This window comes from Paenibacillus yonginensis (genome assembly GCF_001685395.1).
GTDB classification, from domain to species: Bacteria; Bacillota; Bacilli; order Paenibacillales; family Paenibacillaceae; genus Fontibacillus; species Fontibacillus yonginensis.
The window spans coordinates 3720316-3747277 of sequence record NZ_CP014167.1 but is presented as its reverse complement, the minus strand read 5'-3'; the positions used below and the strand labels follow the sequence as shown (position 1 = coordinate 3747277).

Here is a 26962-nt window from a genome sequence, read left to right as displayed (position 1 = left end):
ATATAAAGAACGGAGTAACAACATGACCGAATATAAAAAGCCATACGTTATAGCTGAGGTTGGTTGCAATCACAAAGGTGAATTGAAGATTGCCAAAGAAATGATTCAAGTTGCTGCAACGCATTGTAAAGTTGATGCAGTTAAGTTCCAAAAAAGGAATCCTAAAGAACTGCTTACATTTGAGGAGTATAATGCCCCTCATCCAAATCCATATAACTCATATGGCAACACATATGGTGAACATAGGGAGTTCCTAGAATTTACAGTTGAACAACATGAAGAATTGATGTTTGAATGTAATAAATTTGGTGTTGACTATAGCACTTCTGTTTGGGATCTAACCTCAGCCAAAGAAATTGCTGCTTTAAATCCGAAATTTATCAAGATACCTTCTGCAAGCAACCTTCAGTTTGACATGTTAACTTATCTCTCGGGAAATTACAGTGGGGATATTCATTTGTCGTTCGGAATGACTACACCAGAAGAAGAAGAAAAAATAATCGACTTTTTTGAACAAAATGGGAAAAATAAAAATCTTATAATTTATTCTTGTGTATCAGGTTATCCGGTTCCCTTTGAGGATCTTTCATTGCTGGATATTGTAAACTTAAAAGAAAAATTTGCGAAACGTGTAAAAGCGGTAGGTTTTTCAGGACATCATAACGGTATTGCCGCGGATGTTGCTGCTTTTACTCTTGGAGCACAATTTATCGAAAGACACTTTACATTAAATCGTACTTGGAAAGGGACAGACCATGCAGCTAGTCTAGAACCTGGTGGTATGTTGAAGTTGGTGAGGGACTTGAATAACGTGTGTACTGCACTTACATTTAAGAGAGAAGATATTCTTGATATTGAAAAAATACAAAGAAAGAAGCTTAAGAAAAATGAATTATAGAACGGTGGCATTTATTCCGGTAAGAGGCGGAAGTAAAAGTATCCCTTTAAAGAATATTAAGAATTTCTTTGGTAAACCTCTTGTTTATTGGACAATTAAGGCTGCAGCAGAAGCCGATATCATTACAAAGGTTGTTGTTGCTACTGATAGTGCAGAAATTGAGCAGGTAGTGTCTTCCTTTGGATTTGATAATGTTGAGATATATCATAGAAGTGCCGAGAGTGCGACAGATCAAGCAGCGACAGAAGATGTACTTCTTGAATTTGCAGAGAAGGAAATGTTTGATTATATATTTCTGATTCAGGCTACTTCTCCTTTGCTCCAGACACAAGATCTTCAGAGTGCATACTCTCAGTATATAAATGAAAAAGCTGATAGTTTGCTTTCTGTAGTATTGCAAAAACGATTTGTTTGGAGAAAGGAGGAGAACAGCCGTTTTTTCTCTCCTTTGAATTATGATCCTAATAATAGACCTCGTCGGCAAGATTGGGATGGTTATTTTGTTGAAAATGGTGCCTTCTATTTAACGAGTAGATCTGCGTTAATTAATAGCAGATGCAGGGTTTCAGGGAAAGTACTTACGTTCCAAATGCATGAAGACACCTATTTTGAGATTGACGAACCGAGTGATTGGGAAGTCGTGGAGAAATTAATGGCGAAGCGTTTGCATACTAAGGTAAGTGATCTATCAAATATTAATCTGTTGGTAACTGATGTTGATGGAGTGCTTACCGATGCTGGGATGTATTATTCAGAAAACGGAAACGAATTGAAGAAATTTAATACTAGAGATGGAAAAGGGATAGAATTACTAAGAGCGACAGGCACTAAGGTCATGATTCTCACTTCAGAGAATCGAGAGCTTGTTCGAAACCGTGCTGAGAAACTAAAAGTTGACTTCTTGGGGATGGGAGTCCTTAATAAAGTTGCCTTTTTAGATGATTTCTTTCGACAAAATCCTGAATTTAGTTATAAAACGACAGCATACATTGGAGATGATGTCAATGATCTTGAGGCTTTAAGTCAAGTCGCTTTCTCCGCTTCTCCTGTTAATGCGGTAACTGATGTACTTGAAAAAGTAATGTATGTTTCCACTTATAAGGGTGGAGAAGGATGTGTTCGGGAAATATGCGATCTAATTATAAAATCTAAATCGAATGGATAATTATATTCTCTAAAAATTACTTTAATCAGTTACGACTGGGTTCCTTTATTAGAAGGACCCTTATTTTTAGGGTATTGGATACTTAAATATCAAGGGTAAAGGAGAATAAAGTGAATAATTGTTACTTATGTGGTTCCTTGGACAATCGGAAACGAGAGGGGAAGGTTAGAGATAGTGATGTGTTGGAAGTTCTAGAATGTAATAATTGCGGGCTGGTCTATTTATCTTCGTTTGACCATATAAATGACAAATTTTATGAGGATTCAGGTATGTTATCAGGTAAAGTAAATATTAAAGAATATAGAGCCAATTCCCTAGATGATGATCAAAGAAGGTTTCATCACCTAAAGAAGATAATACAGCACAAAAAACTGTTGGATTTTGGTTGTGGGGCTGGTGGGTTTTTGAATATGGCCAAACAATTATGTTCTTCAGTAAGTGGTGTGGAACTGGATAAAAAAATAAACGAATACTTAAATGAGTTTGAAGGATTAAAGGTCTATAAAAGCGCCGAAGACGTAACTGAGACTTATGATATTATCACGCTTTTTCATGTATTAGAGCATTTATCAGATCCGATAAAAATGCTTAAACAATTATCCGGAATGCTTAATAATCATGGAAGAATAATAGTTGAAGTACCTAGTTCTAATGATGCGTTACTTACCCTTTATAAAAATGAGGCATTCTCAGAGTTTACTTATTGGAGTTGTCATTTATATTTATTTAATGAACAAACTCTTTCTGAAATTGCCACAAAGGCTGGTTTGACGGTAGACTACATCACACAAGTTCAACGCTATCCCCTTTCCAATCATTTGTACTGGCTTTCGAATAATAAACCAGGTGGGCACCAAGTTTGGAATTTTCTTGATTCAGAAAGCCTAAAAGTGGCATATGAAAGACAACTTGCAAATATAGGGAAATGTGACACATTATTTGCAAGTTTCTCGTTAGGAAATAAATGATTAGGTTCTAATTATTCCACTTTGCTCTTAATAAAATGAAGATTTTTTCGCTGAGGTTTCATCGTATCCCTTCCGTGGTTAATAGTAATTGTCAGGCTCCATTTTGTTTACGTCAGAAAAACAGCCGTCTCCTTCGAAAAGACAAGGAAAAAGACAGTTTTCTACATTTCCCAACAATTTAACTGTTTTTACCCCGATTGACGAAGGGGATAGCGGGTGGTATATTCGAAATGTGGGACTGACTCACTTATTTGACAATGAAGGGAATGTTAGTGCATGCAAGGTAAAGTTAAATGGTTTAATGCTGAGAAGGGTTATGGCTTCATCGAAACTTCCGAAGGTGGAGACGTATTCGTACACTTCTCCGCAATTCAGGCAGAAGGCTTCAAGACGCTCGAAGAAGGACAAGACGTAGAATTCGACATCGTTGAAGGAGCACGCGGACCTCAAGCGGCTAACGTTATCAAATTATAATCATCCCGGCCCGGCCGACCTACATATACGGTATTGATGGTTAACAATTGAAATCGCTTAGCGTAGCAGCAGACCCCAGCCATGGGGTCTTTCTTTCTTGTCCGCTTCGCGATCCGTTTGAACCCCCTTGTGCACCTCCGGTTTGCCCACTGGGCTGCTCGCTGAATTCCTTGTGTACACGCTATATAAAGCGCTTTCTCCACCCTCTGCAAAGTTTTTACACTGCCTTAACAGTGTGGTATAATATAGAGGCAAAGGAGGAGTGCTTTATGCTAAATATAAGTGTTCGAGGTCAACAGATTGAAGTAACTGATGCTTTGCGTGATTACGTGAGCAAGAAGTTAACCCGGCTAGAGAAATACTTTGATGCACCCCCCACTTCTGATGGAACAGCTACGCTGAGCGTTGCGAAAGGCGTACACACGGTTGAGGTTACGATCCCGCTCCCGGGCATGCTGCTTCGGGCGGAGCACAAGAGCGACGATATGTATGGCTCCATTGATGCCGTCGTGGACAAGCTGGAACGTCAGATCCGCAAATACAAAACGAAGGTGAACCGCAGACGTCAGGAAGGCATTAAAGGCCTGGTGGTTGAGGAACCGGTGGATGCTCCTATGCTCGCCGTTTCGGAGGATGAAAGCGAAGACTACAGCGGTCTTGAGGTTGTCCGCACCAAACGTTTCACGCTGAAGCCGATGGACGTCGAAGAGGCCATCCTGCAGATGGATCTGCTCGGACACAATTTCTTCGTCTTCTCCAACATTGATTCGAGAGATGTCAATGTGGTTTACAAACGGAACGATGGCAGATACGGGTTAATTGCCCAGGATTAATTTGAACTTAATAACCCTGTAACTGAATATGTGAATATATGATGAAACTTTTTTAGCAAAAATGTCGAAAATGGAGCCTTGTTCGCACCCGAATAAGGCTCTTTACTCGTATATATAGGAAGAACGAGAATTTGGCATTAACACCCGTGTTGCGGCCTGTCTTACAAACTGTTACAATTTAGGCAAACGACCTGTTTTGCGTGAAAGGGGAAAACCATGCTAGGACTTGTAAAGAAGATTTTTGGCGACATGAATGAACGTGATGTCAAACGTCTTTCAAAGACTGTGGACTTTATTAATACATTAGAACCGAAATTTGTGGAGCTTACGGATGAGCAGCTGAAAGCCAAAACCGTCGAATTCCGCGAACGGCTGGATAAGGGAGAAACACTGGATGATTTGCTGCCGGAGGCTTTTGCAACGGTACGTGAAGCATCCAAACGTGTGCTTGGCAAACGTCACTACGATGTACAGATGATCGGCGGTATGGCGCTGCATGAAGGCAGAATCGCCGAAATGAAAACCGGTGAAGGTAAGACGCTGGTCGGTACCCTGCCGGTTTATTTGAATGCCCTCCTGGGCAAAGGCGTTCACGTCGTTACGGTCAACGATTACCTGGCGCAGCGCGACAGCGCGGAAATGGGCCAGATTTACAACTTCCTTGGCATGACGGTCGGCGTTAACCTGAACGGCATGGAACATGCGGATAAGCAGGCAGCTTACGCATGTGATGTTACTTACGGAACGAACAACGAATTTGGTTTCGACTATCTTCGTGACAATATGGTGCTTTACAAGGAACAGATGGTACAGCGTCCGCTGTATTTTTGTATTATTGACGAAGTGGACTCCATCCTCATCGACGAAGCGCGTACACCGCTAATCATTTCCGGTCAGGCGCAGAAATCGGCCGAGCTGTATTATGCGGCGGACCGTTTCGTGAAACGCCTCGTTAAAGAAGAGGATTATACGGTAGATATTAAAGTGAAATCGGTGGCGCTGACAGAAGCGGGTGTGGCGAAAGCGGAGAAAGCCTTCGGCATCTCCAACCTGTACGACCACGCTCACGTTACGCTGAACCACCATATCGTGCAGGCGCTGAAAGCGAACGCCATTATGCGCCGCGACGTGGACTATGTCGTATCGGAAGGTGAAGTCCTGATCGTCGACGAATTCACAGGCCGCATTATGCAGGGCCGCCGTTACAGCGATGGCCTGCACCAGGCGATCGAAGCGAAAGAACAGCTTGAAGTACAGAACGAAAGCATGACGCTGGCAACGATTACGTTCCAGAACTACTTCCGGATGTACCGCAAGCTGGCGGGTATGACCGGTACGGCGAAGACGGAGGAAGAAGAATTCAAGAAGATTTATGGTCTTGAGGTGCTTCAAGTGCCTACGAACCGTCCGAACCGCCGCGTTGATATGCCGGATGTGGTCTACAAGACAGAAGCGGGCAAGTTCCGCGCTGTTGTGGACGAAATCGTTAAACGCCATGCCAACAATCAGCCGATATTGGTCGGTACGGTATCGATCGAGAATTCCGAGCTGTTGTCCGAAATGCTGAAACGCAAAGGCGTTCCGCATAAAGTCCTGAATGCCAAATATCACGCTGAAGAAGCGGAGATTATCTCTCATGCCGGCGAAGCCGGTTCCGTAACGATCGCCACCAACATGGCGGGCCGTGGTACCGACATTTTGCTGGGTGAAGGCGTTGAAGAAGTCGGCGGTCTGCACATCATCGGTACGGAACGTCACGAATCCCGCCGGATCGATAACCAGCTGCGCGGCCGTGCCGGCCGTCAGGGCGACCCGGGCTCCACACAGTTCTATCTGTCCATGGGCGATGAGCTGATGAAGCGCTTTGGGGCTGACAACGTGCTGGCCATGATGGACCGTCTGGGCTTTGATGAAGATTCACCGATCGAATCGAAAATGATTACCCGTGCGATCGAATCCGCTCAGAAACGGGTTGAAGGCAATAACTTCGACGTTCGGAAGATCGTCCTGCAGTATGACGACGTGATGAACCAGCAGCGCGAAATTATCTACAAACAGCGCCGCGAAGTGCTCGAGTCCGAGAACATCAAAGAAATCGTGCTGGATATGATCAAGCCAGTTGTCGAACGTATTGTGGAAGCACACTGCAGCGATGACATCCCTGAGAACTGGGAGCTTGAAGAAGTAGCCGACTACGTAAATGCCAAACTGCTCGACGGCGAAATGACCAAAGACGAGCTTTGGGGCAAAGAGAAAGAGGAAATGGTCGAGTATATTTTTGATAAAGTGCTGCAAAAATATAATGCCCGCGAACAGCAAATCGGCGAAGAAATGGTCCGCGAATTCGAGAAGGTTATCGTGCTTCGCTCCGTGGACAGCAAATGGATGGATCACATTGATGCGATGGACCAGCTTCGTCAAGGTATCCATCTCCGGGCATACGGCGGTACCGATCCGCTTCGTGAATACCAGTTTGAAGGCTTTGAAATGTTCCATGAGATGATCGCAACCATCCAGGAGGAAATTGCGACTTACATCATGAAAGCCCAAATCGAAACCAACCAGGAGCGTCAAGCGGTTGTGGACGAGAACAAGGTTTCGACGAACGGCGAACCGGCCGAGAAACATCCGGTACAGCGCGGCGAAGCGGTTGGACGCAACGACCTCTGCCCATGCGGTAGCGGCAAGAAATACAAACATTGCCACGGTCAGGAAGCGTAAAACTCGTAGAGCTCGTAAGGATCATTCAATATACTGTGTCGTTTGAAACGTCGTTTTTATCCGGAAGGGTTCCGGACGGCTCCAGTTTTATATATCTTACTAATGAGGCCCCGTCTTTTTCAGAAGCAGTGGAAAGAGGCGGCGGCTATACTTTTGCCTGAGGTGAGGAATCAAAATGATCGATGTAAGCATTAAGCAGGATCTGCGTGAAGTGAGCAAGAAACTAACCAATCTTAGGGGGTCTCTTTGACTTAGACCTCAAGCAAGAGATGATTGCCAACTTCGAGGAGAAGATGGCCGCTCCCGATTTCTGGGACGACAATGACGCGGCTCAGCAGGTCATCAATGAGATGAATGCGGTCAAATCGTCTGTGGATCAGTATTCCCGCCTGCAGCAGGAGTATGACGATATTACGGTTATGATCGAGCTGGCTGAAGAGGAAGGCGACGAATCGCTGGAAGCGGACATTGCGGCTTCCGTGCAGGAGTTGGTTGAGAAGCTGAACACGTTTGAGCTGCAGCTGCTGCTGAATCAGCCTTACGATAAAATGAACGCGATTCTCGAGCTCCACCCGGGTGCGGGCGGTACGGAATCCCAGGACTGGGGTTCGATGCTGCTGCGGATGTACACCCGCTGGGCCGAGAAACGCGGCTTCAAGGTGGAGACGCTGGACTTCCTGCCTGGCGACGAAGCCGGCATCAAAAGTGTGACGCTGCTGATCAAAGGCTACAATGCCTATGGCTACCTGAAGGCGGAAAAAGGCGTACACCGGCTCGTCCGCATCTCGCCTTTTGACTCGTCGGGCAGACGCCACACTTCGTTTGTATCCTGCGATGTAGTGCCGGAAATTTCCGATGATGTCGAAATTGATATCCGTACCGAGGACTTAAAAATTGATACGTACCGCGCCAGCGGCGCCGGCGGTCAGCATATCAATACGACCGACTCGGCCGTGCGGATTACGCACCTTCCGACCGGGATCGTCGTAACGTGTCAGAACGAACGCTCCCAGATCAAAAACCGCGAACGCGCGATGACGATGCTCCGTTCCAAGCTCTATGAACGCAAGATTGAAGAGCAGCAGAAGGAACTGGCCGAAATCCGCGGCGAGCAGTCCGACATTGCCTGGGGCAGCCAGATCCGTTCTTACGTATTCCATCCTTACAGCATGGTCAAGGATCACCGGACCAGCGTAGAGACCGGCAACGTAGGCGCGGTAATGGACGGCGATCTGGATCCGTTTATTGATGGCTATTTGCGCAGCCAGATTAAGGTCGAGCCGAAATAAGACAGAAGACAGAAGATCGAAGATACCGTTACTGATTTTTCAAGTACGGTGCGTGAACCTTTTTGATGAACAGGTTATGAACAGTGTCCCATCCTATTCCCCCGCAAGGGTTCCTACGGGAGTGTCCGGTTACACCGGCTTCTCTTGGAGGAAGCTTTGTGGGGTGTTTTTATGAAGAAGAGAGCTTAACCGCTTTAGAGGAGTGAAGTTTCCATGCCGCCTAAAGGCCGCAAACGCCGGATCAACGAATGGATCCCCGTAGAAGGACCGGGCCGCCATGCTGTCGATACGGTGATGATCATCATCGGTTCGTTTATTACGTCTTTGGCGTTTAATTTGTTTTTGCTTCCTGCGCATATCGCTTCGGGCGGTGTGTCGGGAATTTCCGTTATCTTGAACTATACGCTGGGGATTAACCCGGCTTATGTCCAGTGGGCGCTCAATATCCCGTTGTTCCTGGCCGGCTGGTGGCTGCTGGGCCGCGAATATTCCATTCGTTCGCTGCTTGGCACGATTCTGCTGCCGCTGTTTGTGTTATTTACGCAGCATTGGACTGCGCCGACGACCGACCCGCTGCTGGCTTCCCTGTATGGAGGCATCGGCGTTGGTTTGGGACTTGGCATCGTGTTTCGCGGGCGCGGTTCTACAGGAGGCTTGTCTACATTGGCCCAGATTGTCCAGAAGTACAGCGGCCTGAATCTGGCCACCTGCGTGGCCCTGATGGACGGAACGGTCATCACGGTTGCGGGATTTTTGCTGAGCTGGGAAAAAGCGCTGTACGCCCTCATCGGGCTCTACATCACTGCCAAAATCATAGACGCCGTCGAGCTCGGCTTTAACTTTACCAAGGTGGCTTATATTATCGCCGACAAAACCGATGAGCTGTCCGAAGCTATTCTTGTACACATGGACCGCGGTCTGACCAAGCTGGATGCTCATGGCGGATACACCGGCGACAACCGGACCGTCTTAATGGTGGTCGTGAACCAGAGCGAAGTGACCCGCTTAAAAACAACGGTCCAGGCCATTGACCCGAACGCCTTTGTCATTATCAGCAATGCCCATGAGGTGCTCGGGGAGGGTTTTAAGCGTCAGGCCTGACAATAGGGCTTCAACCATGAATGCCGGGATGACGGAAGGGACGGCTCCAACCTAACTTAATCCGAGTAAAATATCCAAGCCCTCGCGCTTAGGGGATCCCCTTCGGCGTGAGGGCTTTTTGGTTTAGGTATAAAGGACAGCTCATTTGGTCAGCCTATTAAATTACGCTTAAAGCATTGTATTTATATAACCTTGAATGTATAATAATTCATAAATATTATCGGCTATGAATAATTAATAACGGCTAACGAAGTCCAACACAGTTAGAAGCAGGGAAGCGGGGGAGAAGATTGTCAGAGTCAAACCAAGTGAAAGTGGCCATTGTCGGTTCCACCGGGTATGGAGGGGTGGAACTGATTCGTTTTTTGCTGAATCATCCAAACGTTGAGATTACCTCGGTCATTTCGTCTTCGAATGCGGGCGAATCGATTACCGAAGGATTCCCGCATCTGTCCGAGCTTCTGGTGCAGCGGCTGGACGGCGTTGATCCGGCGCTGATCAAGTCCAAAGCGGACGTGGTGTTTACGGCAACGCCTTCCGGCGTCAGCGGCAAGCTGGTGCCGCAGCTTCTGGCAGAGGGCTTGAAAGTCATTGATTTATCCGGCGATTTCCGGATCAAAGACGGGGCTGTTTACGAGGAGTGGTACAAACACGATGCCCCTCCAGCGGGCCTGCTGGAGCAGGCGGTATACGGTTTATGCGAGGAGAACGGCGCTCAGGTGAAGGGCCTCGATTTTGTCTCCAATCCGGGATGTTACCCGACTGCAACGCTGCTGGGACTTCTTCCGGCGGTGAAGGAAGGCTGGATTGATCCCGGCAGCATCATTATTGATGCCAAGTCCGGCGTTTCCGGAGCGGGGCGCGGCACCAGCCTGATGACGCATTATGCGGAGATCAACGAGAACATGAAAGTATACAAGGTGAACAAACACCAGCATATTCCGGAGATCGAGCAGGCCTTGTCGATTGCGTCAGGCAGTCCGGTTACCGTTACTTTTACGACGCATCTCGTTCCGATGACGAGGGGCATCATGAGCACGATGTATGCCAAGCTGACGGGCAGCCGGTCCGAGCAGGAGCTGGTTGATTTATACAGGCATTATTATGAAGGCCGGCCTTTTGTCCGTGTGCGGGAGCCAGGGAAGTTTCCGGCGACGAAAGAGGTTTTTGGCTCCAATTATTGCGATATCGGCTTTGCCGCCGATGCCCGAACGGGCAGGCTGACGATCGTTTCGGTCATTGATAATGTCGTCAAAGGTGCGGCAGGTCAGGCGATCCAGAATTTGAATCTGATGATGGGCTGGGAGGAGACGACCGGGCTGCAGCTGAGTCCCGTATATCCGTAAGGCTTCGAGAGGGAGAGAATCATGAGAACAATTGAGCATTGGAGTGTGGTGGAGGACGGCTCCGTCACTTCTCCGTTAGGATTTCAGGCAGGCGGACTGCACTGCGGTTTGAAAAAAACCGACCGCAACGATCTCGGCGTCATTCTCTGCGAAGTGCCAGCAGTCGCCGCTGCGGTATATACCACCAACGTGTTCCAGGCAGCTCCGCTGCTGGTGACACGGGACAGTCTGAAAGACCGCCGCCTGCGCGCGGTGGTCGTCAACAGCGGCAACGCCAATGCCTGCACGGGCAAGCAGGGCGAAGAGGATGCTTTCGCGATGCGGGCGGAGGCAGCCTCCGTGTTTGGTTTGGAGGAAGGCGACGTTGCCGTCGCTTCAACCGGGGTCATCGGGGAAAATCTCCCCATGGAGAAGGTCATCGGCGGCATTTCGAAGCTGCCGGCTGCGGCCGCTTATGGTACGGATGGTGCGGAGCAGTTCAGCCAGGCGATCCTGACGACAGACCTGGTGAAAAAGACTGCCTGCGTCAAACTGACGATTGACGGGCACGAGGTAACCATTGGCGGCGCCTGCAAAGGCTCGGGAATGATTCACCCGAATATGGCGACCATGCTTGCGTTCGTGACAACTGACGCAGCCGTTGAACCTGAAGTGCTGCAGAGCCTTCTAGTCGATACTACGAACGTCACCTTCAATATGATTACGGTAGACGGCGACACCAGCACCAATGACATGCTGCTCGTTATGGCCAGCGGTCTGGCGGGAAATGAGCCGTTATCTCCAGCCCACCCGCAGTGGGAAGCTTTTGCCGAGGCCTTCCGTTATGTCAACGAATCGCTGGCGAAGCAGATCGCCCGTGACGGCGAGGGGGCTTCACATTTGATCGAAGTGCAGGTGGAAGGAGGCAACAGCGATACATCGGCTGGAGCCATCGCCAAAACAATTGTTGGCTCAAGCCTTGTGAAATCGGCTGTCTTCGGCGCCGATGCCAACTGGGGACGGATCATCGCAGCCGCCGGACGTGCCGGAGAGCCGATTGATCCATCGAACGTTGACATCAAGCTCGGGCCGATCCTTGTGCTGGAAGGCTCCAAGCCGGTTGCCTTCGACGAGGAAGCGGCGCTGGAGTATTTGAAAGGCGACACGGTGCAGATTTTCGTGAACCTGCATGGCGGCGCTGGATCGGCAACGGCCTGGGGCTGCGATTTAACCTATGACTACGTGCGGATTAACGCCGCTTATCGGACTTGATTCTTTTATAAACTACAGATTAGATTAGCTTCCCGTGTCTATGCCGAGGCAGAGACAGGGTCCAAGAGAGAGGGGAACAAGAGGATGAGCCTAACATCGTCCGGTCAGGCCGTACAAACCAACCAGCAGACGGGGAGCGGCAGCGCTTCGCCAAAGGGCATGTTCGTCATGAAATGTGGAGGCAGCACGCTGGCGGCGCTGCCGGAAAGTTTCTTCGAGGAGCTGGGGACCCTGCAGCGACAAGGCTTCGAGCCCGTTATCGTACACGGCGGGGGACCTGCCATCTCGGACAATTTGTCCAAGCTTGGCATCGAAACGAGGTTTGTGAACGGGCTGCGTTATACAACAGAAGAAGTGCTGGATGTTGTTGAAATGGTGCTGGCCGGTACCATCAACAAGCTCATTGTCCGCCGCATCCAGTCGGCAGGCGGCAAGGCGATTGGTTTATCCGGCAGCGACGGTTCGCTGCTGCTGGCCAAACCGGTGGCCCAAAGCCATGAGGTAGGTCTTGTAGGCGAAGTGACCACGGTGGAGGCAGGAATTCTGAAGGGTGTGCTGGAACTAGGGTATATGCCCGTTGTGGCGCCGCTTGGCGTCACCAAAGCAGGTCAGCGCCTGAACATCAATGCCGATACGGCCGCAGGAGCTGTGGCGTCCCAGCTCGGCGTCAAGCAGATGATCGTTGTTACCGATGTGCCGGGGATTATGCGGAACGTTAACGGCGAGAACAAGGTATTGCCAGTGGTTACCGTTCAGCAGACCGAAGATATGATCGGCAGCGGCGAAATTTACGGCGGCATGATTCCGAAAGTACGGGCGGCTATTGACTGCATTCACGGTGAAGTGCAGGAGGTTGTTATCGTGCCTGGATCTGAACCTAAAGTGCTCAGCCGCGTGCTGGCCGGCGAACCGATCGGGACACGGATTGTTCGGATGTAGATCATAAAACCATTTCAGGAAGGGGTAGAACCAAATGACTATAACACCATCCGGAGTTCAGGCGGCAGCATCAGCACAGCCGCAGGGCAAGGAAGTTCAGCCGGCGGCGGGAGCCGCAGCAGGAACCGGGGAAGCGCCAAGCGCGCTTTTTCCCAATTACAGCCGTTATCCGCTTGCTCTGGTGAAAGGCCACGGCAGCTGGCTGTGGGATGACAAAGGCAACCGTTATCTGGACTTTATGAGCGGCATTGCCGTCACCAATCTGGGCCATGCGCCTGAGAAAGTGAAGGAGAAGCTGAAGAACCAGCTCGATCAGCTGTGGCATGTCTCGAACCTGTACCAGCTGCCGCTGCAGGAGCAGGCGGCACAATTGCTCACAAAGCACAGCGGTTTGGATGCGGCATTCTTCTGCAATAGCGGAGCTGAAGCGAATGAAGCGGCGATTAAGCTGGCGCGGCGTTATTTTCAGAAGGTAAAAGGCGAAGAACGTTATGAGATCATCACGTTTAAACAGTCTTTTCACGGACGGACGCTCGCTACGCTGACGGCTACGGGACAGGATAAGGTCAAAGAAGGGTTCCTGCCTCTTCCGGAAGGCTTCAAGACGGTTCCTCTGCACGATGAAGAAGCGCTGAAAGCAGCGATCGGCCCCAACACGGCGGCTATTATGCTGGAGATGGTCCAGGCGGAAGGCGGCATTTATGCCGTGACGCCGGAATTTGTTCAGACGATTACGGGGCTCTGCCAAGAGCACGGTCTGCTGCTGATCATCGACGAGGTGCAGACCGGCATGGGCCGGACTGGGCGATGGTTCGCCCACCAGCATTACGGCATCCAGCCGGACATCATTACGGTGGCCAAAGGGATTGCCAGCGGTTTCCCTGCGGGGGCGATGCTGGGCAAAGCCTATTTGCGCGAAGCTTTCTCCGCGGGCAGCCACGGCTCGACGTTCGGCGGTACGCCGCTCGCGACTTCAGCGATTGTGGCGACTCTTGAAGTGATGGAGGAAGACCGGCTGCCGGATCGTGCGGCAGAGATGGGCATTTATTTGAAAGAACAGCTGGAGCAGAAGCTGTCCAGGCTTTCTTTTGTGAAGGAGGTCAGAGGCCTTGGCCTTCTGGTCGGCATCGAATGTGCCGGTCCGGTCGGCGACCTCGTGCTCGCCGGGCAGGCCAATAAGCTGCTGTTCATCACAGCCGGCCCTAATGTGATCCGCCTGCTGCCGAACCTTTATGTGACGCATGAAGAAGTCGACCAAGCGGTGGAGACATTGTACAACGTGATCAGCGCTTATGAAGCGCAGAGCCAGGAGGACGTTTAACATGAGTTTGGCACAAGCAGGAGCAACCTTCGCGCTGAAAGGGCGCGATTTCATAGAATTGACGGACTACACCAGCGAGGAAATCCGCTATTTAATCGATCTGGCGATCGAGCTGAAGCGCAAGCAGAAGAACGGCGAGGTTTACCAGCCGCTGGCGGGCAAGACGGTTGGACTTATTTTTGAAAAATCCTCCACCCGCACCCGCATCTCCTTCGAAGTCGGGGTATACCAGCTGGGCGGGCATGCCCTGTTCCTCAGCAAAAACGACATCCAGCTCGGCCGCGGCGAAACGATCGCCGACACAGCCGGCGTGATGTCCCGCTATCTGGACGGCATCATGATCCGGACGTTCGGTCATGACCGCGTCCTTGAACTGGCGAAACACGCCGACATTCCGGTCATCAACGGACTGAGCGATGCGGCGCATCCGTGCCAGGTGCTGGCGGACTTCCAGACCGTATACGAATATAAAGGCAAGCTGGAAGGCTTGAAGCTCGCTTACATCGGCGACGGCAACAATATGGCCCATTCGCTGATGCTCGGCGGCGCCAAACTTGGCGTTCACGTGTCGGTCGGCAGCCCGGCCGGCTATGAGCCGGACCCGCAGATTGTGGCGCAGGCCCGCGAGATCGCGGCAGCTACGGGCGCTGTGATTGAAGTTGTAAACGATCCGGCAGCGGCTGTTAAAGACGCCGACGTGATCTACACCGACGTGTGGGCGAGCATGGGGTTTGAAGAAGAGCAGAAGGTGCGCGAAGCCGCTTTTGCTGCTTACCAGGTGAACGAAGAGCTGGCTGCGCTGGCGAAGCCGGATTACCTGTTCATGCACTGTCTCCCGGCCCACCGCGGCGAAGAGGTGAGCGAAGGTGTGATCGACGGCAAACATTCGATTATTTTTGACCAGGCGGAGAATCGCCTCCACGCGCAAAAAGCGCTGATGGCGGCTTTGATAGGATAGAAGAACGGAATAGAAGAACGGAATAGAAGAATGGAATAGAAGAATGGAATAGAAGAACAACAATTGGAAGGGGAACCGGAACTCTTATGGCAAAAGAAAAAATCGTCCTCGCCTACTCGGGCGGACTGGACACCTCCATTATTTTGAAATGGCTCAAAGAGACATATGACGCGGAGATCATCGCTTTTACGGCCGATATCGGCCAGAAAGAGGAGCTGGACGGCCTGGAAGCGAAAGCGCTGGCGACCGGCGCCTCCAAAGTGTATATTGACGACCTGCGCGAAGAGTTCGCCAAAGACTTCATCTACCCGATGTTCCAGGCGGGCGCTTTGTATGAAGGTCAATATCTGCTCGGTACCAGCATCGCCCGTCCGCTGATCGCGAAACGGATGGTCGAGATCGCACGCGCTGAGGGCGCAACGGCCATTGCTCACGGAGCAACAGGAAAAGGCAACGACCAGGTGCGGTTTGAACTGAACGCAGCGGCGATTGCGCCGGAAATCAAAGTAATCGCCCCTTGGCGCCTGCAGGAGTTCCGGGATACGTTCCCGGGCCGCGCCGAAATGATCGCCTACGCGGAATCTCATGGCATTCCGGTTACCGCCTCCGCGGCGAAACCATATTCCACGGACCGCAACCTGCTGCATATCAGCTACGAAAGCGGCGTGCTTGAGGATCCTTGGTTCGACGCCAGCGCGCCGGAGAACAAAGATATGTTCCTGCTGAGCGTAGACCCGGAGGATGCGCCGAATGAGCCGGAATATATCGAAATCGAGTTTGCACAAGGCAACGCCATCGCCTTAAACGGCGAGCCGCTGGAGCCGCTCCGCATGATGGAGAAACTGAACGAGCTTGGCGGCAAACACGGCATCGGCCGTGTAGATATGGTAGAGAACCGCTTCGTCGGCATGAAAAGCCGCGGCGTGTATGAAACTCCGGGCGGCACGATTCTGTTCACCGCTCACCGCAAAATGGAGTCCATCACGATGGACCGCGAAGTCATGAGCCTGCGCGACAGCCTCATTACCCGCTACAGCAACCTCGTGTACAACGGGTTCTGGTTTGCGCCGGAACGGCTGGCTCTTCAAGCTCTGGTGACGGAAAGCCAGAAAAACGTATCCGGTACCGTACGTCTCAAGCTCTACAAAGGCAACGTGATCGGCGCCGGCGTTAAAAGCCCGGTCAGCCTGTACAACCCGGACATCGCCACAATGGAGGCCGACCCTACCCAGTCTTACGACCAGGCCGATGCCGCCGGCTTTATCCGCCTGAACGCCTTGCGCCTTAAAGTGAGTGCGGGTGTTAACCAGCAGAATAAGTAGTATTTTTTATATAAGAAAATTAGCTTTATAGGACTCGGTTTTTTTTGAAAAGAACTTTGCTGGTTGCAGAACAGACGTTTAGCGGAGGAGCTCGAATGATTCTGGAGAAGCATGAGCGTTCGTCTAAAAGCTTTCCGGAGGAAAGCTGCATCGGAAGCATAAGCTTGTATCTGAATTTTTTCCATGAATTCATCTAATCAGAAAAATTCAGATACAACAGCGATCGGAAGAACATTCGAACCGTAGCGGACCGGAAGGACGTAAATCCTTAGCGAGTTTTTTTTAAAAGTTCGATGCCCTATAAAGCCACCCAAGGAGTGAACCATTTGAGCAAGCTGTGGGGCGGTCGCTTTACGAAGCAGACCAACAAGCTGGTAGAAGAATACACCGCTTCGATCGGATTCGATCAGAAGCTTGCGGAAGAGGACGTGCAGGGCAGTCTGGCGCATGTCACCATGCTCGGCAAATGTGGGATCGTGCCGCAGGAAGACGTGGAGACAATCAAAAAAGGCCTGCTGACCGTGCTGGAAAAAATCCGCAGCGGCGAAATCGAATATTCGGTATCCGACGAAGATATCCATATGAACATCGAAAAAAATCTGATCGAGCAGATCGGCCCGGTCGGCGGCAAGCTGCATACCGGACGCAGCCGCAATGACCAGGTGGCGACGGACATGCACCTGTACCTGCGCAAGCGGGTTGTAGAGTTCGTTGAACTTCTGAGAAACCTCCAGGAAGCATTGATCGGTCAGGCCAAGGCCAACACCGATACGATTGTTCCGGGGTATACGCATCTGCAGCGGGCGCAGCCGATTCTGTTCGCCCATCATCTGATGGCCTATGTCGCCATGTTCGGCCGCGATATCGAACGCCTGCAGGACAGCTACAAACGGATTAATGTGCTGCCGCTGGGCGCCGGAGCGTTGGCGGGAACAACATTCCCGATCGACCGTCATTTTGTGGCGGAGCAGCTGCATTTTGACGCCGTTTATGAGAACAGCCTCGACGCGGTCAGCGACCGGGACTTCATTCTGGAGTTTCTGTCGAATGCATCCGCGATCATGATGCACCTGTCCCGGCTGAGCGAAGAGCTGGTGCTGTGGAGCAGCACCGAGTTCCGGTTCGTCGAGCTGGACGATGCCTTCTGCACCGGCAGCAGCATCATGCCGCAGAAGAAAAACCCGGACGTCGCCGAGCTTGTCCGCGGCAAGACAGGCCGTGTCTACGGCAACCTGGTTGGCCTGCTGACCGTGCTGAAATCCCTTCCTCTGGCGTATAACAAAGACATGCAGGAAGACAAGGAAGGCATGTTCGACACCGTGGCCACCCTGCAGGGTGCGCTGCAGCTGTTTGCGCCGATGATCGCCACGATGAAGGTGAACACCGGACGGATGCGCGAGGCGGTGAACCAGGATTTTTCCAACGCAACGGATATTGCGGATTTCCTGGTCGGCAAAGGCCTGCCTTTCCGCCAGGCGCATGAAGTCATCGGCAAAACGGTGCTGTACTGCATCCAGAACGGGAAGTTCCTGTTGGATCTGACCCTGGACGAGTTCAAGCAGTTCTCCGACCTGTTTGATGACCGCATCTATGAGGTGCTCCAGCCGGAGACGGTCGTGAACGCCCGCAACGTTTACGGCGGCACGGCCACCGCGCAGGTGGAAGCCGCCATTGCCCGGGCCGAAAGCAAGCTGACCGAAACCGCAGGCTGGGTGCAGGAGTTTGAGGCGAAGGTGAGTATTTGAAGCAGGTCTGTTAGAGATAACGCTGAAAGTTAGGGCTCCTTTCTTTTGGCGTTATCTTTTTTTGGCTATGAATGATAAGTTTGGAGGAATCAAGACAAAGACCGAGGATCAGGGATACATCAATTTAACAAAGGAAATACTGAGTTACAACATCCAAGTTAAGGAGATGTAACTTTGGAAAAGGATAAAGCGGATATGCGGCAGATTCACGAACTCCAGGAACAGCTGAGCCGAGCCAGATGGGATTATTGGATAACGGAAGTTTTCATGTCCTGGCAGTGGTTGTTCCTGCTGCTCAGTACACTCGTCTTCACCTTGATATGGCTGCGTTGTCTAAGAAAAGACAATCTGATGTTAATTCTTATTAACGGACTGATTGCCTTCATTTTCTGTATACTTGCAGATACTATAGGGGGTGAGTTTCAGTTGTGGGACTATCCGAGGATGCTGCTGCCTTGGGGAGCAAGGATGTTTTGTATCGATTGGATGATCGCCGTTGTTTCGATGCTGGCCTATCAGTATTTTCAGCGGTGGAAGTCCTTTGCTGCTGCGGCGGCAGGAATTTCGATCGTGTTTGCGGGCGTTCTTGAGCAGTTAGCTAAGGTAATGAATATATATATGGACTATCTTTGGAGCTCCTGGTATTCGCTGCCGATATATTTTCTGCTGTTTTGCGGTTTGAAAGCTGCGACGGACGGCATTGGGCGTAAAGCGAATCCTCACTTTCAAGAAGGGCCGGTTTCATCCCGGAAATCGTAGGCCCCCGGCCGGAACCTGAAATTAACGAATTTTAAAGAAGAGCGAGAAACTGGCGCTGCTTCTTTTTTTTTGCAGTGAGTCAGAAAAATCTGAATACAAGGGCCGTATTAGGGAAGTTTGTTTCGTCCCGCCCTTTACAACGTAACAATGTTATGTTACGATACTTTCAGATTAGCAAGGAGGCACGACCCATGAGTGAAGATTTGATTTCGAAGAAAGAGCTGCTGGATCTGACGGGGATATCTTACGGCCAACTGTACCGTTGGAAGCGGAAAAACCTGATTCCAGAGGAATGGTTTATCCGTAAATCTTCTTTTACCGGTCAGGAGACGTATTTCCCAAGACAGCAGATATTGCCGAGAATCGACAAGATTTTGAATATGAAAGACGGGTTATCGCTGGATGAGCTGGCGGATGTTTTTTCTCCGGCACTTGGTGAAGTGCAGCTGGATCGGGCGCAGCTTGTCGAACGAAACATTGTTTCGGAAGGTTCGCTGTTGTTGTATCAAGAAGTCCATGGCGAGCCGCCCTTTTACAATTTGGATCAGACGCTGCAGCTTTATGTGCTGGATAAACTCCTGCGCGGCGGTGAAATTACCCGCGAGGAAGGCCGAATGCTGCTGGAGGTCATGGGTTCGCATTACAGCCGGTTTGCAGGCAAACCCTGCGAACTTGTCCTGATTCGCAAGATGGGCGTCCCGGTGTTCCTGCTGATTGCAGGCGGTACGGATTATTTTGCGGACAGCGAAGCCAGGATGGTTATTAAGAAGCCGCTTGAGCATTTTACGGAAGAACTGAAGTTATTAATTGGAGATACGGGAGGCAGAATCCATGAATAATCAGGAATCAAAGCAGGTCCGCAATGATTTGAACATATCGGGCATGAGCACGACGGCCGGCGGGGTATACCGCGATGTGCGGATTGACGGCATGGCGAAAGTAAACGGAGATTTGGACTGCGTCAGTCTGAGAATCAACGGGACGCTCGGCATGAAAGGCAGCGTGAAATCCGAAGAGATTACGGTGAACGGCATGGGAACCATAGACGGACCGGTTGAGTCGAAGGAGATCCGGATCGACGGGATGTTTACCCTTAAAGGAGAAGTCCGCTGTACGGATCTGGACGTCAACGGCAAAAGCAAAATCGAAGGCCGGCTTCAAGGCGACAAAATCAACATTGGCGGCGAGGTTACTGTGAAAGGCGACGTGCAGTGTGAAGCTTTTGAGACGGAAGGCAATATCAAGCTGGAAGGCCTGTTGAACGCGGAGACGGTGGATATCCGGCTTCATTCTCTGTCGACGGTGAAAGAAATCGGCTGCGAACGGATCGACGTCCGGCGCATTGAAAGAGGGGGAGGGTTCGGTTTCTTGAAGAACTTCAGCTTGATGGGCGGACCGCGCCTGAAAGTGGATCTGATTGAAGGCGATGATATTTTTCTGGAGGATACGGAAGCCGATACGGTGCGGGGAACACGAGTCTACCTTGGACGCGGCTGCAAAATCAGACGGGTGGAATACAGGGAATCTCTGCAGACGGACGACGACACGGTCATCGGCCAAAGCCTGCAAGTATAGAGAACGGAAAGGAGGGGCTAAATGATGGAAAGGTCCAATATAAATATCATTGGCGAGGGCAGTTCGTCGGGCGGGCAATACGGCAAGGTTAAGGTTGTGGGTGAAGCGGACTTCTTCGGAAACATGGAATGCGAGCAGTTCAAAATAACGGGCGAAGCCACAGTGGATGGAGGACTTCTCGCCGAGGAGATCAAAGTGACAGGGACGCTCCAGTTGAAAAAGAAGGACGCTCCGCAGCAGGGTTCCGCCGAACCGGGCATCTCCGGACACGAGACTGCAGAGGCGGCCCCTGGCATCCGTGCCGAAACCGTCAAAATCACAGGAGAACTTACCGTACCCGGAAGCTGCGAGGCGGAGGAGTTCAAGCTGCGCGGCCAGATCAACGCCGGAGGGGTACTCAGCGCGGAAGAGATCGACATCAAGCTCCATGGGCCAAGTCAGGTTCGGGAGATCGGCGGCGCGCACATTTCGGTCAAAGCGAAAACGAACATTCCGTTTGGCAATTTGCTGCAAATGGGGGCGGGTTCGCTTCAGGCCGCTTTGATTGAAGGGGACCATATTTATTTGGAAAATACGGAAGCGGAGCACGTGCGCGGCATTCGTGTTGAAATCGGCCCGGGCTGCCGGATCGGCAGCGTGGAATACCGGGATTCGCTGGAGGTGGACGGACGTGCGGAGGTTGCTTCGCAAAACCGGGTGTAGGAATCAGCCAAGATCAGCTCGAGATCGGTCCCGAGACCGATTATATGTTCGCATTTCCGCAGCTATAATAGTTGAGAAATGATTAAAGAGAAGAAATGGAGAGTGACCTGGTGTCAGCAAGCAAAAAGAATAACATGGGCCTTGTGCTCGCAGGCCTGCTGCTTGGCATTTTGATGGCCTCGATGGACAATACCATTGTTTCCACGGCTATCGGTGACATTGTCGGCAAGCTGGGCGGCCTGGATAAGTTCGTCTGGGTAACCTCGGCTTACATGGTGGCTGAAATGGCGGGCATGCCGATCTTCGGCAAGCTGTCTGACATGTATGGCCGAAAGAGATTTTTTGTATTTGGCATTATCGTATTTATGCTGGGCTCGGCTTTGTGCGGGACGGCGACTTCGATTGTCCAGCTCAGTATTTACCGGGCAATTCAAGGCATCGGCGGCGGCGCGCTGGTGCCAATCGCGTTCACCATCATGTTTGACGCCGTGCCGGCGGAGTCGAGAGGCAAGCTGGGCGGTTTGTTCGGCGCGGTGTTTGGGCTTTCGAGTATTTTTGGACCGCTGCTCGGCGCTTATCTGACGGAATATGCGGCTTGGGAATGGGTTTTCTACATTAATTTGCCGCTTGGATTGATCGCATTTGTGTTTATCGCTTTCTTCTATAAAGAATCGCGTCAGCATCAGCGTCAGCAGATCGACTGGACAGGGGCCGTCACTCTGATCGGCGGAGTCGTCTGCCTGATGTTCGGCCTTGAACTGGGCGGCAAAACGTTTGCCTGGGATTCCTGGCAGATCATGCTCCTGCTGGGCGGGTTCGTGGTGCTGACCGCCGCGTTTCTGCTGGCTGAGCTCAGAGCCAAGGAGCCGATCATTTCGTTCCGGATGTTCCGCAAACAAATCTACTGGTCCAGCAACGTCATCGCTATCTTTAGCGGTGCGGCGTTTGTGACGGCGTCCTTGTACATTCCGATCTTCATTCAGGGTGTGCTGGGCGGCAAGGCGACCAACTCCGGGCTTGTCCTGCTGCCGATGATGGTGGGCTCCGTGTTGACAGCTTCCACCGGCGGCTTCCTGATGAACAAGCTGAAATACCGGACAATTATGCTGCCGACCTTGGCTTTGCTCGTTGTCGGGCTGGCGCTGTTAACAACGCTTGGCGAGGATACCGGATTGTGGACGGTTCGTGCCTTCATGATTCTGGTGGGACTCGGCATCGGCGCCTCCTTCTCAGTGCTCAGCAACGCGGCGATGTTCTCCGTTTCTCCCAGAGACCGGGGGACGGCGAGCTCGACGCTCAACTTCCTGCGTTCCCTCGGGATGACGCTGGGCATCACGGTGTTCGGCATTATTCAAAGCCATTTGTTCAGCCGAAAAATGGAGGCGCTGGCCGGTTCCGCCACCGATGCCCCGGGCAGTGCCGGGGGTGCGGGGGACGCAGCGGCTGGCGCTGCAGGAACTGCCGGAGCAGCAGGCGGCGGCTTGCCGCCGGGGCTGGATCTGAGCGATCCGCACACCCTGTTGTCGCCCGAAACGCGCAGCCAGATTCCACATCAGCTGCTGGAGAGCATCACAAGCGCGTTATCCTCCTCGATTGTGCACACCTTCGCCTGGGCGGTCATCCCGGCGGCGCTGGCCCTGGTTACAGCCTTCTTCATGGGCCGTGACAAGCTGGAGCCTGAGCAGGAGCAGGGCGAATATTCGGCCATGCATTAATTCTAGCCCCAAAGGGCCTCATCCCCACGGCATCGTGGAAGATGAGGCCCTTTATGATTCCGGAGGGATAAATCCAACCTTTTGATATATCCTCAAAGTTCTCTAGTTCTGCAATTCCCTAGTTCTGCAAGTCTCTAGTTCTCTGGTTTCTGCGGGTTATTTCGTTCCCTGCGATGGTTTGATTTGAGTTTCATACGCGGCAAACAGGTTGGACAAGGCGGCTTTAATCGAACTGGTATCTTTGGACTCTACGGCTTTGGACAAGTCGATTTGTCTTTGTAGCAAGGAGTCTTCTGCTGGCGCCGCTTCCTTCACTTCGCCGGTTGCGACGTTAAGGCTGATCATGCCTTGAGCCGGCACAGGGGCCGGTTCTTGCCCTGCCGCCGCTGGTACTGCAGGCGCAGGCCGGGTTACACCCGAAAGCTTAGAGGTGTCAATTTTAACGCCTTCGACAGGCGCCGCTTGTCCTGCCTGTACCTCGATGCCGCTGAATTCAAAGTCTCCTGGAACAGGGATAACCGCGGGATTTTGATCGGCTACGGGTTGGGGGACAGCGCTTGAGGTCTCGAATGGTACTCTGACCAGGCTTGCCGTGTTGTCAGCAATCGCCGCGTCGTATTCATTCAGGAGCTTTTCCCAAGCCGGTACGGTTTCCGGTGCATATTGTTTGGCGACAGCCAGAGGATCCTGCAATTGGACCGCTAACGCTCCAGGCGTGGTGACGGGCACGGGCTTGACCGGCTTCGCGTCAGGCGTTGGAGTAGCCGCATTTGCTAGGGCGGCGGCGCTGCCGAGAGCGGATATCATCAAAGCGGACAAAGCGATTTTTTTGAAGACGACTTTCTGTTTGCTGTTCATGTTTGAACACTCCTTCTACTGGGATGGGCCTTACACGTTTAAAGATACTGCCCAGCTGTGGCGCGGGATTGGTGAAATTGTGGAAAAACAATGGCACCGTCCGCACCGCCGGATGCGGTTGGTATAATGAAGCTGAAGAGAGGAGAGTCAGCTCAATGGAAGACTATTTCATCGCCGTTGTTGACGACGATCAACATATACGAAACCTGGTTGAAGCTTATTTAATCAAAGCAAACTTCCGGACGATCGGGCTGTCTTCCGCCGAGGAAGCGTGGACGCTTTGGCGTACGGACCCGCCGGATTTGTGGGTGCTGGACATCATGCTGCCGGAAATGGACGGGTACGAGCTGTGCCGGCGCATCCGCGAAGAAGCGGACGTGCCGATCGTCATCATCTCGGCCAAAGACCGCGAAGTCGACAAAATTCTGGGGTTAGAACTGGGCAGCGATGATTACCTGGTCAAACCTTTCAGTCCAAGAGAGCTTGTAGCCAGAGTCAAAAGACACCTGCAGCGCTCCTATAAACAACGCCAGTCTGCAGCGGTACCCGATTCGTCTGCGCTTCAAACCGTCCTGCAGATCGGTCCGCTGCAGCTTTATCCGGAGGAACGGCGTGCCTTCTGGGACAAGAAGGAAGCCGATCTGACCTTTAAGGAATTTGCTTTGCTGCAGGTATTTGCCCAGCATCCGAACCGGGCTTTCACCCGGGAGGAGCTGCTGGTGCTGGTCTGGGGCGATGATTATTTCGGCAGCGACCGGGCCGTCGACCATCTTATTAAACGATTGCGCAAGAAAATCGAACAGCTGCCGATCGAGGCGGTCTGGGGCCACGGCTACCGCTTGCGTGCGGAGGAAGGGGACAAACCATGAAGCTGGTTCATCAAATTAATCTGGCGTTTGGCCTGCTGCTGGTCGTTGTGCTGGGAGCAACGGCCATTATCATTCATTTTGTCCTGCTGGACCATTTGATCGACGCGCAGAAGCAGGATATGAGGACGTTAAGCGCCAGCGTTGCCGGGAACATTCAGAACCAGGCAAGTCTGACTCCCGTCACGAAACCTGGAACACTGGAGGGAACTTATCAACCTGATCCGGCTTTACCCGTACCCAGCGTGCCGCTTGCAGCCGGTGTACAGGCCATCGTAGCCGATAACGACGGCCATGTATTGTCGGGGACGCTTCCTGGCCCTTCCGCCCCTCTGCAGACTCAAACGGAGGGAGCTTCTTCCGCCGCAGCATATCCGGCCGAGCCAATGCTCATCAACAGTGAGAAGCTGCAAGCGCTGCAAGCGGGGAAAGACAGCAGTTACCTTGTCGATGTTAGCCCGCTGCCTCAAGGCACCTTGACGCTCGTTGCTCCGGTCAGCAAGGTGAACGCGCTTGAGCGAACGCTGTTCGTCCGTCTGCTAATTGTGCTTGGCGTAGGTGTAGGGCTTGTCTTGTTGCTCAGCTTGGTGATTACCCGGCAATTGATCCGGCCTCTGATGGAGCTTCGTGAAGAGCTGAAGAAAGTGAAGGATCGCCGTTTTTCGGACGTAAGCAGGGTCAGGGCCGGAGGCGAGATTGGCGCAGTAGCCAAGGTCGTCTATGAACTGGCCGTCGAACTGGACCGGTATATCCGCGTGCAGAAACATTTTTTCCAGAATGCCTCCCATGAACTGAAGACACCTTTGATGTCCATTGCGGGGTATACGGAGGGGATTCGCGACGGCGTGTTTGAAGGGGAAGAGATGCGTAAGGGACTTGATATTATTCTCAGCGAAAGCGGCCGTTTGACCCGGATCGTATCGGAAATGACGCTGCTTGCAAAGCTGGACAGTGAAGAGGACATCTTTCACCCCGCCCCGGTGCGCATAGAGGAGCTGTTGGAAGAGACCGCTGAGCGAATCAATCCGATGCTGGTTTCGAAGGGTCTGCAGTTGGAGGTGGCATATGGCAAAGGGGAGAACGGGCCGCTTGAGGTATGGGCAGACCGGGATAAATTGCTTCAAGCGTTGCTGAATGTGACCCTTAATGCCGCCCGTTATGCGAACGGCAAGATCGCCATCGGTGTAGAGCGTGAGGAGAACAGCCTGGTTGTTGCTGTTAGCGATGATGGACAAGGTATTCCCGAGGAACTGCTTCCGCATTTGTTTCACAGATTCGTTAAGGGGAGAAAAGGGGAGAACGGTCTCGGACTCGCCATATCCCGTGCCATCATTGAGCGCTGCGGCGGACAGATCACAGCCGGCAACCGGCCGGAGGGGGGAGCGGTCTTTACCTTCCGCTTTCCTATTTGCTGATCTGTGTCCTTCAATCTAGGGCAACCAGTTTCCAGCCGCCGGGAACGGTCTTTTTGAAATATACTAGCCAGAAAAAATCATCCATGTGCCCGTCGCGTAACACCTCGCCTTGAACAGGGATGCGGGTTCTTCCTTCGTCATCCCGTTCAATTCCGCCAGAGTCCACTTGTTCAAAACGGAATCTGGCCGAACCGGTGAACTCATCCGCGTAATATTCGGCAGTCGAGCTGTCCGGGAACAGCCGGGCAAAAGCGCCCTGGTCCCTATCGACCACGGCCTTCATCAGTTGATGAAGCAGAGCCTTCATCTCCTGATCCATCAAGGGGTTATTCAGAGCTTGCACGTCTACACAAATGCCTTCCACAAAAGAGGAAGGCTCCGGATCCGGAACTGCCGGGTCCGGAGCTGACCGACCGGCCATTGCCGGAACGGAGGCCGGATAGGCGGCTGGGATTGTGGCCCCGGCTGTCTGCTTGTCTGCTGGCTGTCGGCTGCAGGCAGACAGCCAGCAGACAAGCAGCATCGCCGCCGTCATTACCGCTGCTGCTCTCACCGCCACTCCCACTCCCACTCCCACTCCCACTCTCACCGCCACTGCCTTAAGAGCACGCATCTTGGGTCTGATCATCCTGTCCTCTCCCTTCTTCCTGCGCTGCTGCTTCTTTAAGCATTAACTTCTGTGGCGGCTATTAATCGCAAGCATAAAGAAAATAGACCGCCCTCGGGAAAGAAGGCAGTCTA

The 26962-nt window shown here is 51.9% G+C and carries 25 protein-coding genes; 22 read left to right on the top strand and 3 right to left on the bottom strand.

Annotation, left to right across the window (positions count from 1 at the left end; translation table 11 throughout):
* The first annotated feature begins 22 nt into the window (after positions 1-22).
* The 4 genes from AWM70_RS17080 to AWM70_RS17065 all read left to right on the top strand — a co-directional run bounded on the left by AWM70_RS17080 (position 23) and on the right by AWM70_RS17065 (position 3505).
* Complete coding sequence (locus AWM70_RS17080; protein ID WP_068698406.1) at positions 23-898, top strand: N-acetylneuraminate synthase family protein; 876 nt, start codon at positions 23-25, stop codon at positions 896-898.
* Positions 855-2063 (top strand): acylneuraminate cytidylyltransferase, encoded by a 1209-nt coding sequence (locus AWM70_RS17075; protein WP_206093370.1) that lies wholly within the window; start codon positions 855-857, stop codon positions 2061-2063. Before AWM70_RS17080 ends, AWM70_RS17075 begins: the two co-directional genes overlap by 44 nt.
* 137 nt (positions 2064-2200) lie before the next feature.
* Positions 2201-3031 carry a class I SAM-dependent methyltransferase gene (locus AWM70_RS17070; protein WP_068698402.1) on the top strand — a complete coding sequence of 277 codons (831 nt, stop codon included), beginning with the start codon at positions 2201-2203 and terminating at the stop codon, positions 3029-3031.
* A gap of 276 nt (positions 3032-3307) precedes the next feature.
* Entirely contained in the window at positions 3308-3505 is a 198-nt protein-coding gene (locus AWM70_RS17065) for a cold shock domain-containing protein (protein ID WP_068698400.1), read from the top strand.
* 57 nt (positions 3506-3562) lie between these two features.
* Here the strand turns inward: AWM70_RS17065 and AWM70_RS24130 are convergent, their stop codons facing one another.
* Complete coding sequence (locus AWM70_RS24130) at positions 3563-3685, bottom strand: hypothetical protein (RefSeq protein ID WP_257784531.1); 123 nt, start codon at positions 3683-3685, stop codon at positions 3563-3565.
* A gap of 89 nt (positions 3686-3774) precedes the next feature.
* Between AWM70_RS24130 and hpf the strand changes: the two genes are divergently transcribed.
* The 16 genes from hpf to AWM70_RS16985 all read left to right on the top strand — a co-directional run bounded on the left by hpf (position 3775) and on the right by AWM70_RS16985 (position 23082).
* Entirely contained in the window at positions 3775-4338 is a 564-nt protein-coding gene (gene hpf, locus AWM70_RS17060; protein WP_068698398.1) for a ribosome hibernation-promoting factor, HPF/YfiA family, read from the top strand.
* Positions 4339-4554: 216 nt separating this feature from the next.
* Positions 4555-7059, top strand: a complete 2505-nt coding sequence (secA, locus tag AWM70_RS17055) for a preprotein translocase subunit SecA (RefSeq protein ID WP_068698396.1) — start codon at positions 4555-4557, stop codon at positions 7057-7059.
* 175 nt (positions 7060-7234) lie between these two features.
* Positions 7235-8348, top strand: a protein-coding gene (prfB, locus tag AWM70_RS17050) for a peptide chain release factor 2 (RefSeq protein WP_099093105.1) whose coding sequence is annotated in 2 segments (ribosomal slippage) — positions 7235-7306 and positions 7308-8348 — 1113 coding nt in all. Because the reading frame shifts where the segments join, the coding sequence is not laid out codon by codon here.
* Between the two features lie 213 nt (positions 8349-8561).
* Positions 8562-9449, top strand: a complete 888-nt coding sequence (locus AWM70_RS17045; protein ID WP_068698394.1) for a YitT family protein — start codon at positions 8562-8564, stop codon at positions 9447-9449.
* Between the two features lie 290 nt (positions 9450-9739).
* Positions 9740-10795 (top strand): N-acetyl-gamma-glutamyl-phosphate reductase, encoded by a 1056-nt coding sequence (argC, locus tag AWM70_RS17040; RefSeq protein WP_068698392.1) that lies wholly within the window; start codon positions 9740-9742, stop codon positions 10793-10795.
* Between the two features lie 21 nt (positions 10796-10816).
* A complete protein-coding gene (gene argJ, locus AWM70_RS17035) occupies positions 10817-12046 on the top strand; it encodes a bifunctional glutamate N-acetyltransferase/amino-acid acetyltransferase ArgJ (RefSeq protein ID WP_068698390.1) in 1230 nt (409 codons plus the stop codon).
* Positions 12047-12205: 159 nt separating this feature from the next.
* Positions 12206-12985, top strand: a complete 780-nt coding sequence (gene argB / locus AWM70_RS17030) for an acetylglutamate kinase (protein WP_099093161.1) — start codon at positions 12206-12208, stop codon at positions 12983-12985.
* A 34-nt stretch (positions 12986-13019) separates the two neighbouring features.
* Positions 13020-14306 (top strand): acetylornithine transaminase, encoded by a 1287-nt coding sequence (locus AWM70_RS17025; RefSeq protein WP_068698386.1) that lies wholly within the window; start codon positions 13020-13022, stop codon positions 14304-14306.
* A 1-nt stretch (position 14307) separates the two neighbouring features.
* Positions 14308-15264, top strand: a complete 957-nt coding sequence (gene argF / locus AWM70_RS17020) for an ornithine carbamoyltransferase (protein ID WP_099093104.1) — start codon at positions 14308-14310, stop codon at positions 15262-15264.
* 86 nt (positions 15265-15350) lie between these two features.
* Positions 15351-16586, top strand: coding sequence for an argininosuccinate synthase (locus tag AWM70_RS17015; RefSeq protein ID WP_068698384.1), 1236 nt, complete (start codon positions 15351-15353; stop codon positions 16584-16586).
* A 326-nt stretch (positions 16587-16912) separates the two neighbouring features.
* On the top strand, positions 16913-18331 hold the full coding sequence (gene argH / locus AWM70_RS17010; protein ID WP_068698382.1) for an argininosuccinate lyase: 1419 nt from the start codon (positions 16913-16915) through the stop codon (positions 18329-18331).
* 174 nt (positions 18332-18505) lie between these two features.
* On the top strand, positions 18506-19090 hold the full coding sequence (locus AWM70_RS17005; RefSeq protein ID WP_068698380.1) for a CBO0543 family protein: 585 nt from the start codon (positions 18506-18508) through the stop codon (positions 19088-19090).
* A 191-nt stretch (positions 19091-19281) separates the two neighbouring features.
* The gene (locus tag AWM70_RS17000; protein WP_068698378.1) at positions 19282-19929 is read left to right on the top strand and encodes a YhbD family protein; all 648 of its coding nucleotides are present in this window, start codon (positions 19282-19284) and stop codon (positions 19927-19929) included.
* Positions 19922-20665 carry a polymer-forming cytoskeletal protein gene (locus tag AWM70_RS16995; protein ID WP_068698376.1) on the top strand — a complete coding sequence of 248 codons (744 nt, stop codon included), beginning with the start codon at positions 19922-19924 and terminating at the stop codon, positions 20663-20665. The genes AWM70_RS17000 and AWM70_RS16995 overlap by 8 nt, the downstream gene beginning before the upstream one ends.
* Positions 20666-20686: 21 nt before the next feature.
* Positions 20687-21367 (top strand): hypothetical protein, encoded by a 681-nt coding sequence (locus tag AWM70_RS16990; protein WP_068698374.1) that lies wholly within the window; start codon positions 20687-20689, stop codon positions 21365-21367.
* Positions 21368-21501: 134 nt separating this feature from the next.
* The gene (locus tag AWM70_RS16985; protein ID WP_237167931.1) at positions 21502-23082 is read left to right on the top strand and encodes an MDR family MFS transporter; all 1581 of its coding nucleotides are present in this window, start codon (positions 21502-21504) and stop codon (positions 23080-23082) included.
* Positions 23083-23238: 156 nt separating this feature from the next.
* On the opposite strand, the gene AWM70_RS16980 is transcribed toward AWM70_RS16985, so the two are convergent.
* Positions 23239-23940, bottom strand: a complete 702-nt coding sequence (locus AWM70_RS16980; RefSeq protein WP_068698369.1) for a hypothetical protein — start codon at positions 23938-23940, stop codon at positions 23239-23241.
* Positions 23941-24095: 155 nt separating this feature from the next.
* Here AWM70_RS16980 and AWM70_RS16975 point away from each other — a divergent pair, with 155 nt between their 5' ends.
* Entirely contained in the window at positions 24096-24809 is a 714-nt protein-coding gene (locus AWM70_RS16975; RefSeq protein WP_068698367.1) for a response regulator transcription factor, read from the top strand.
* Entirely contained in the window at positions 24806-26221 is a 1416-nt protein-coding gene (locus tag AWM70_RS16970; RefSeq protein ID WP_068698365.1) for a sensor histidine kinase, read from the top strand. Before AWM70_RS16975 ends, AWM70_RS16970 begins: the two co-directional genes overlap by 4 nt.
* Positions 26222-26231: 10 nt before the next feature.
* Here AWM70_RS16970 and AWM70_RS16965 read toward each other — a convergent pair whose 3' ends face one another.
* A complete protein-coding gene (locus tag AWM70_RS16965; protein ID WP_068698363.1) occupies positions 26232-26849 on the bottom strand; it encodes a hypothetical protein in 618 nt (205 codons plus the stop codon).
* Positions 26850-26962 lie beyond the last annotated feature (113 nt).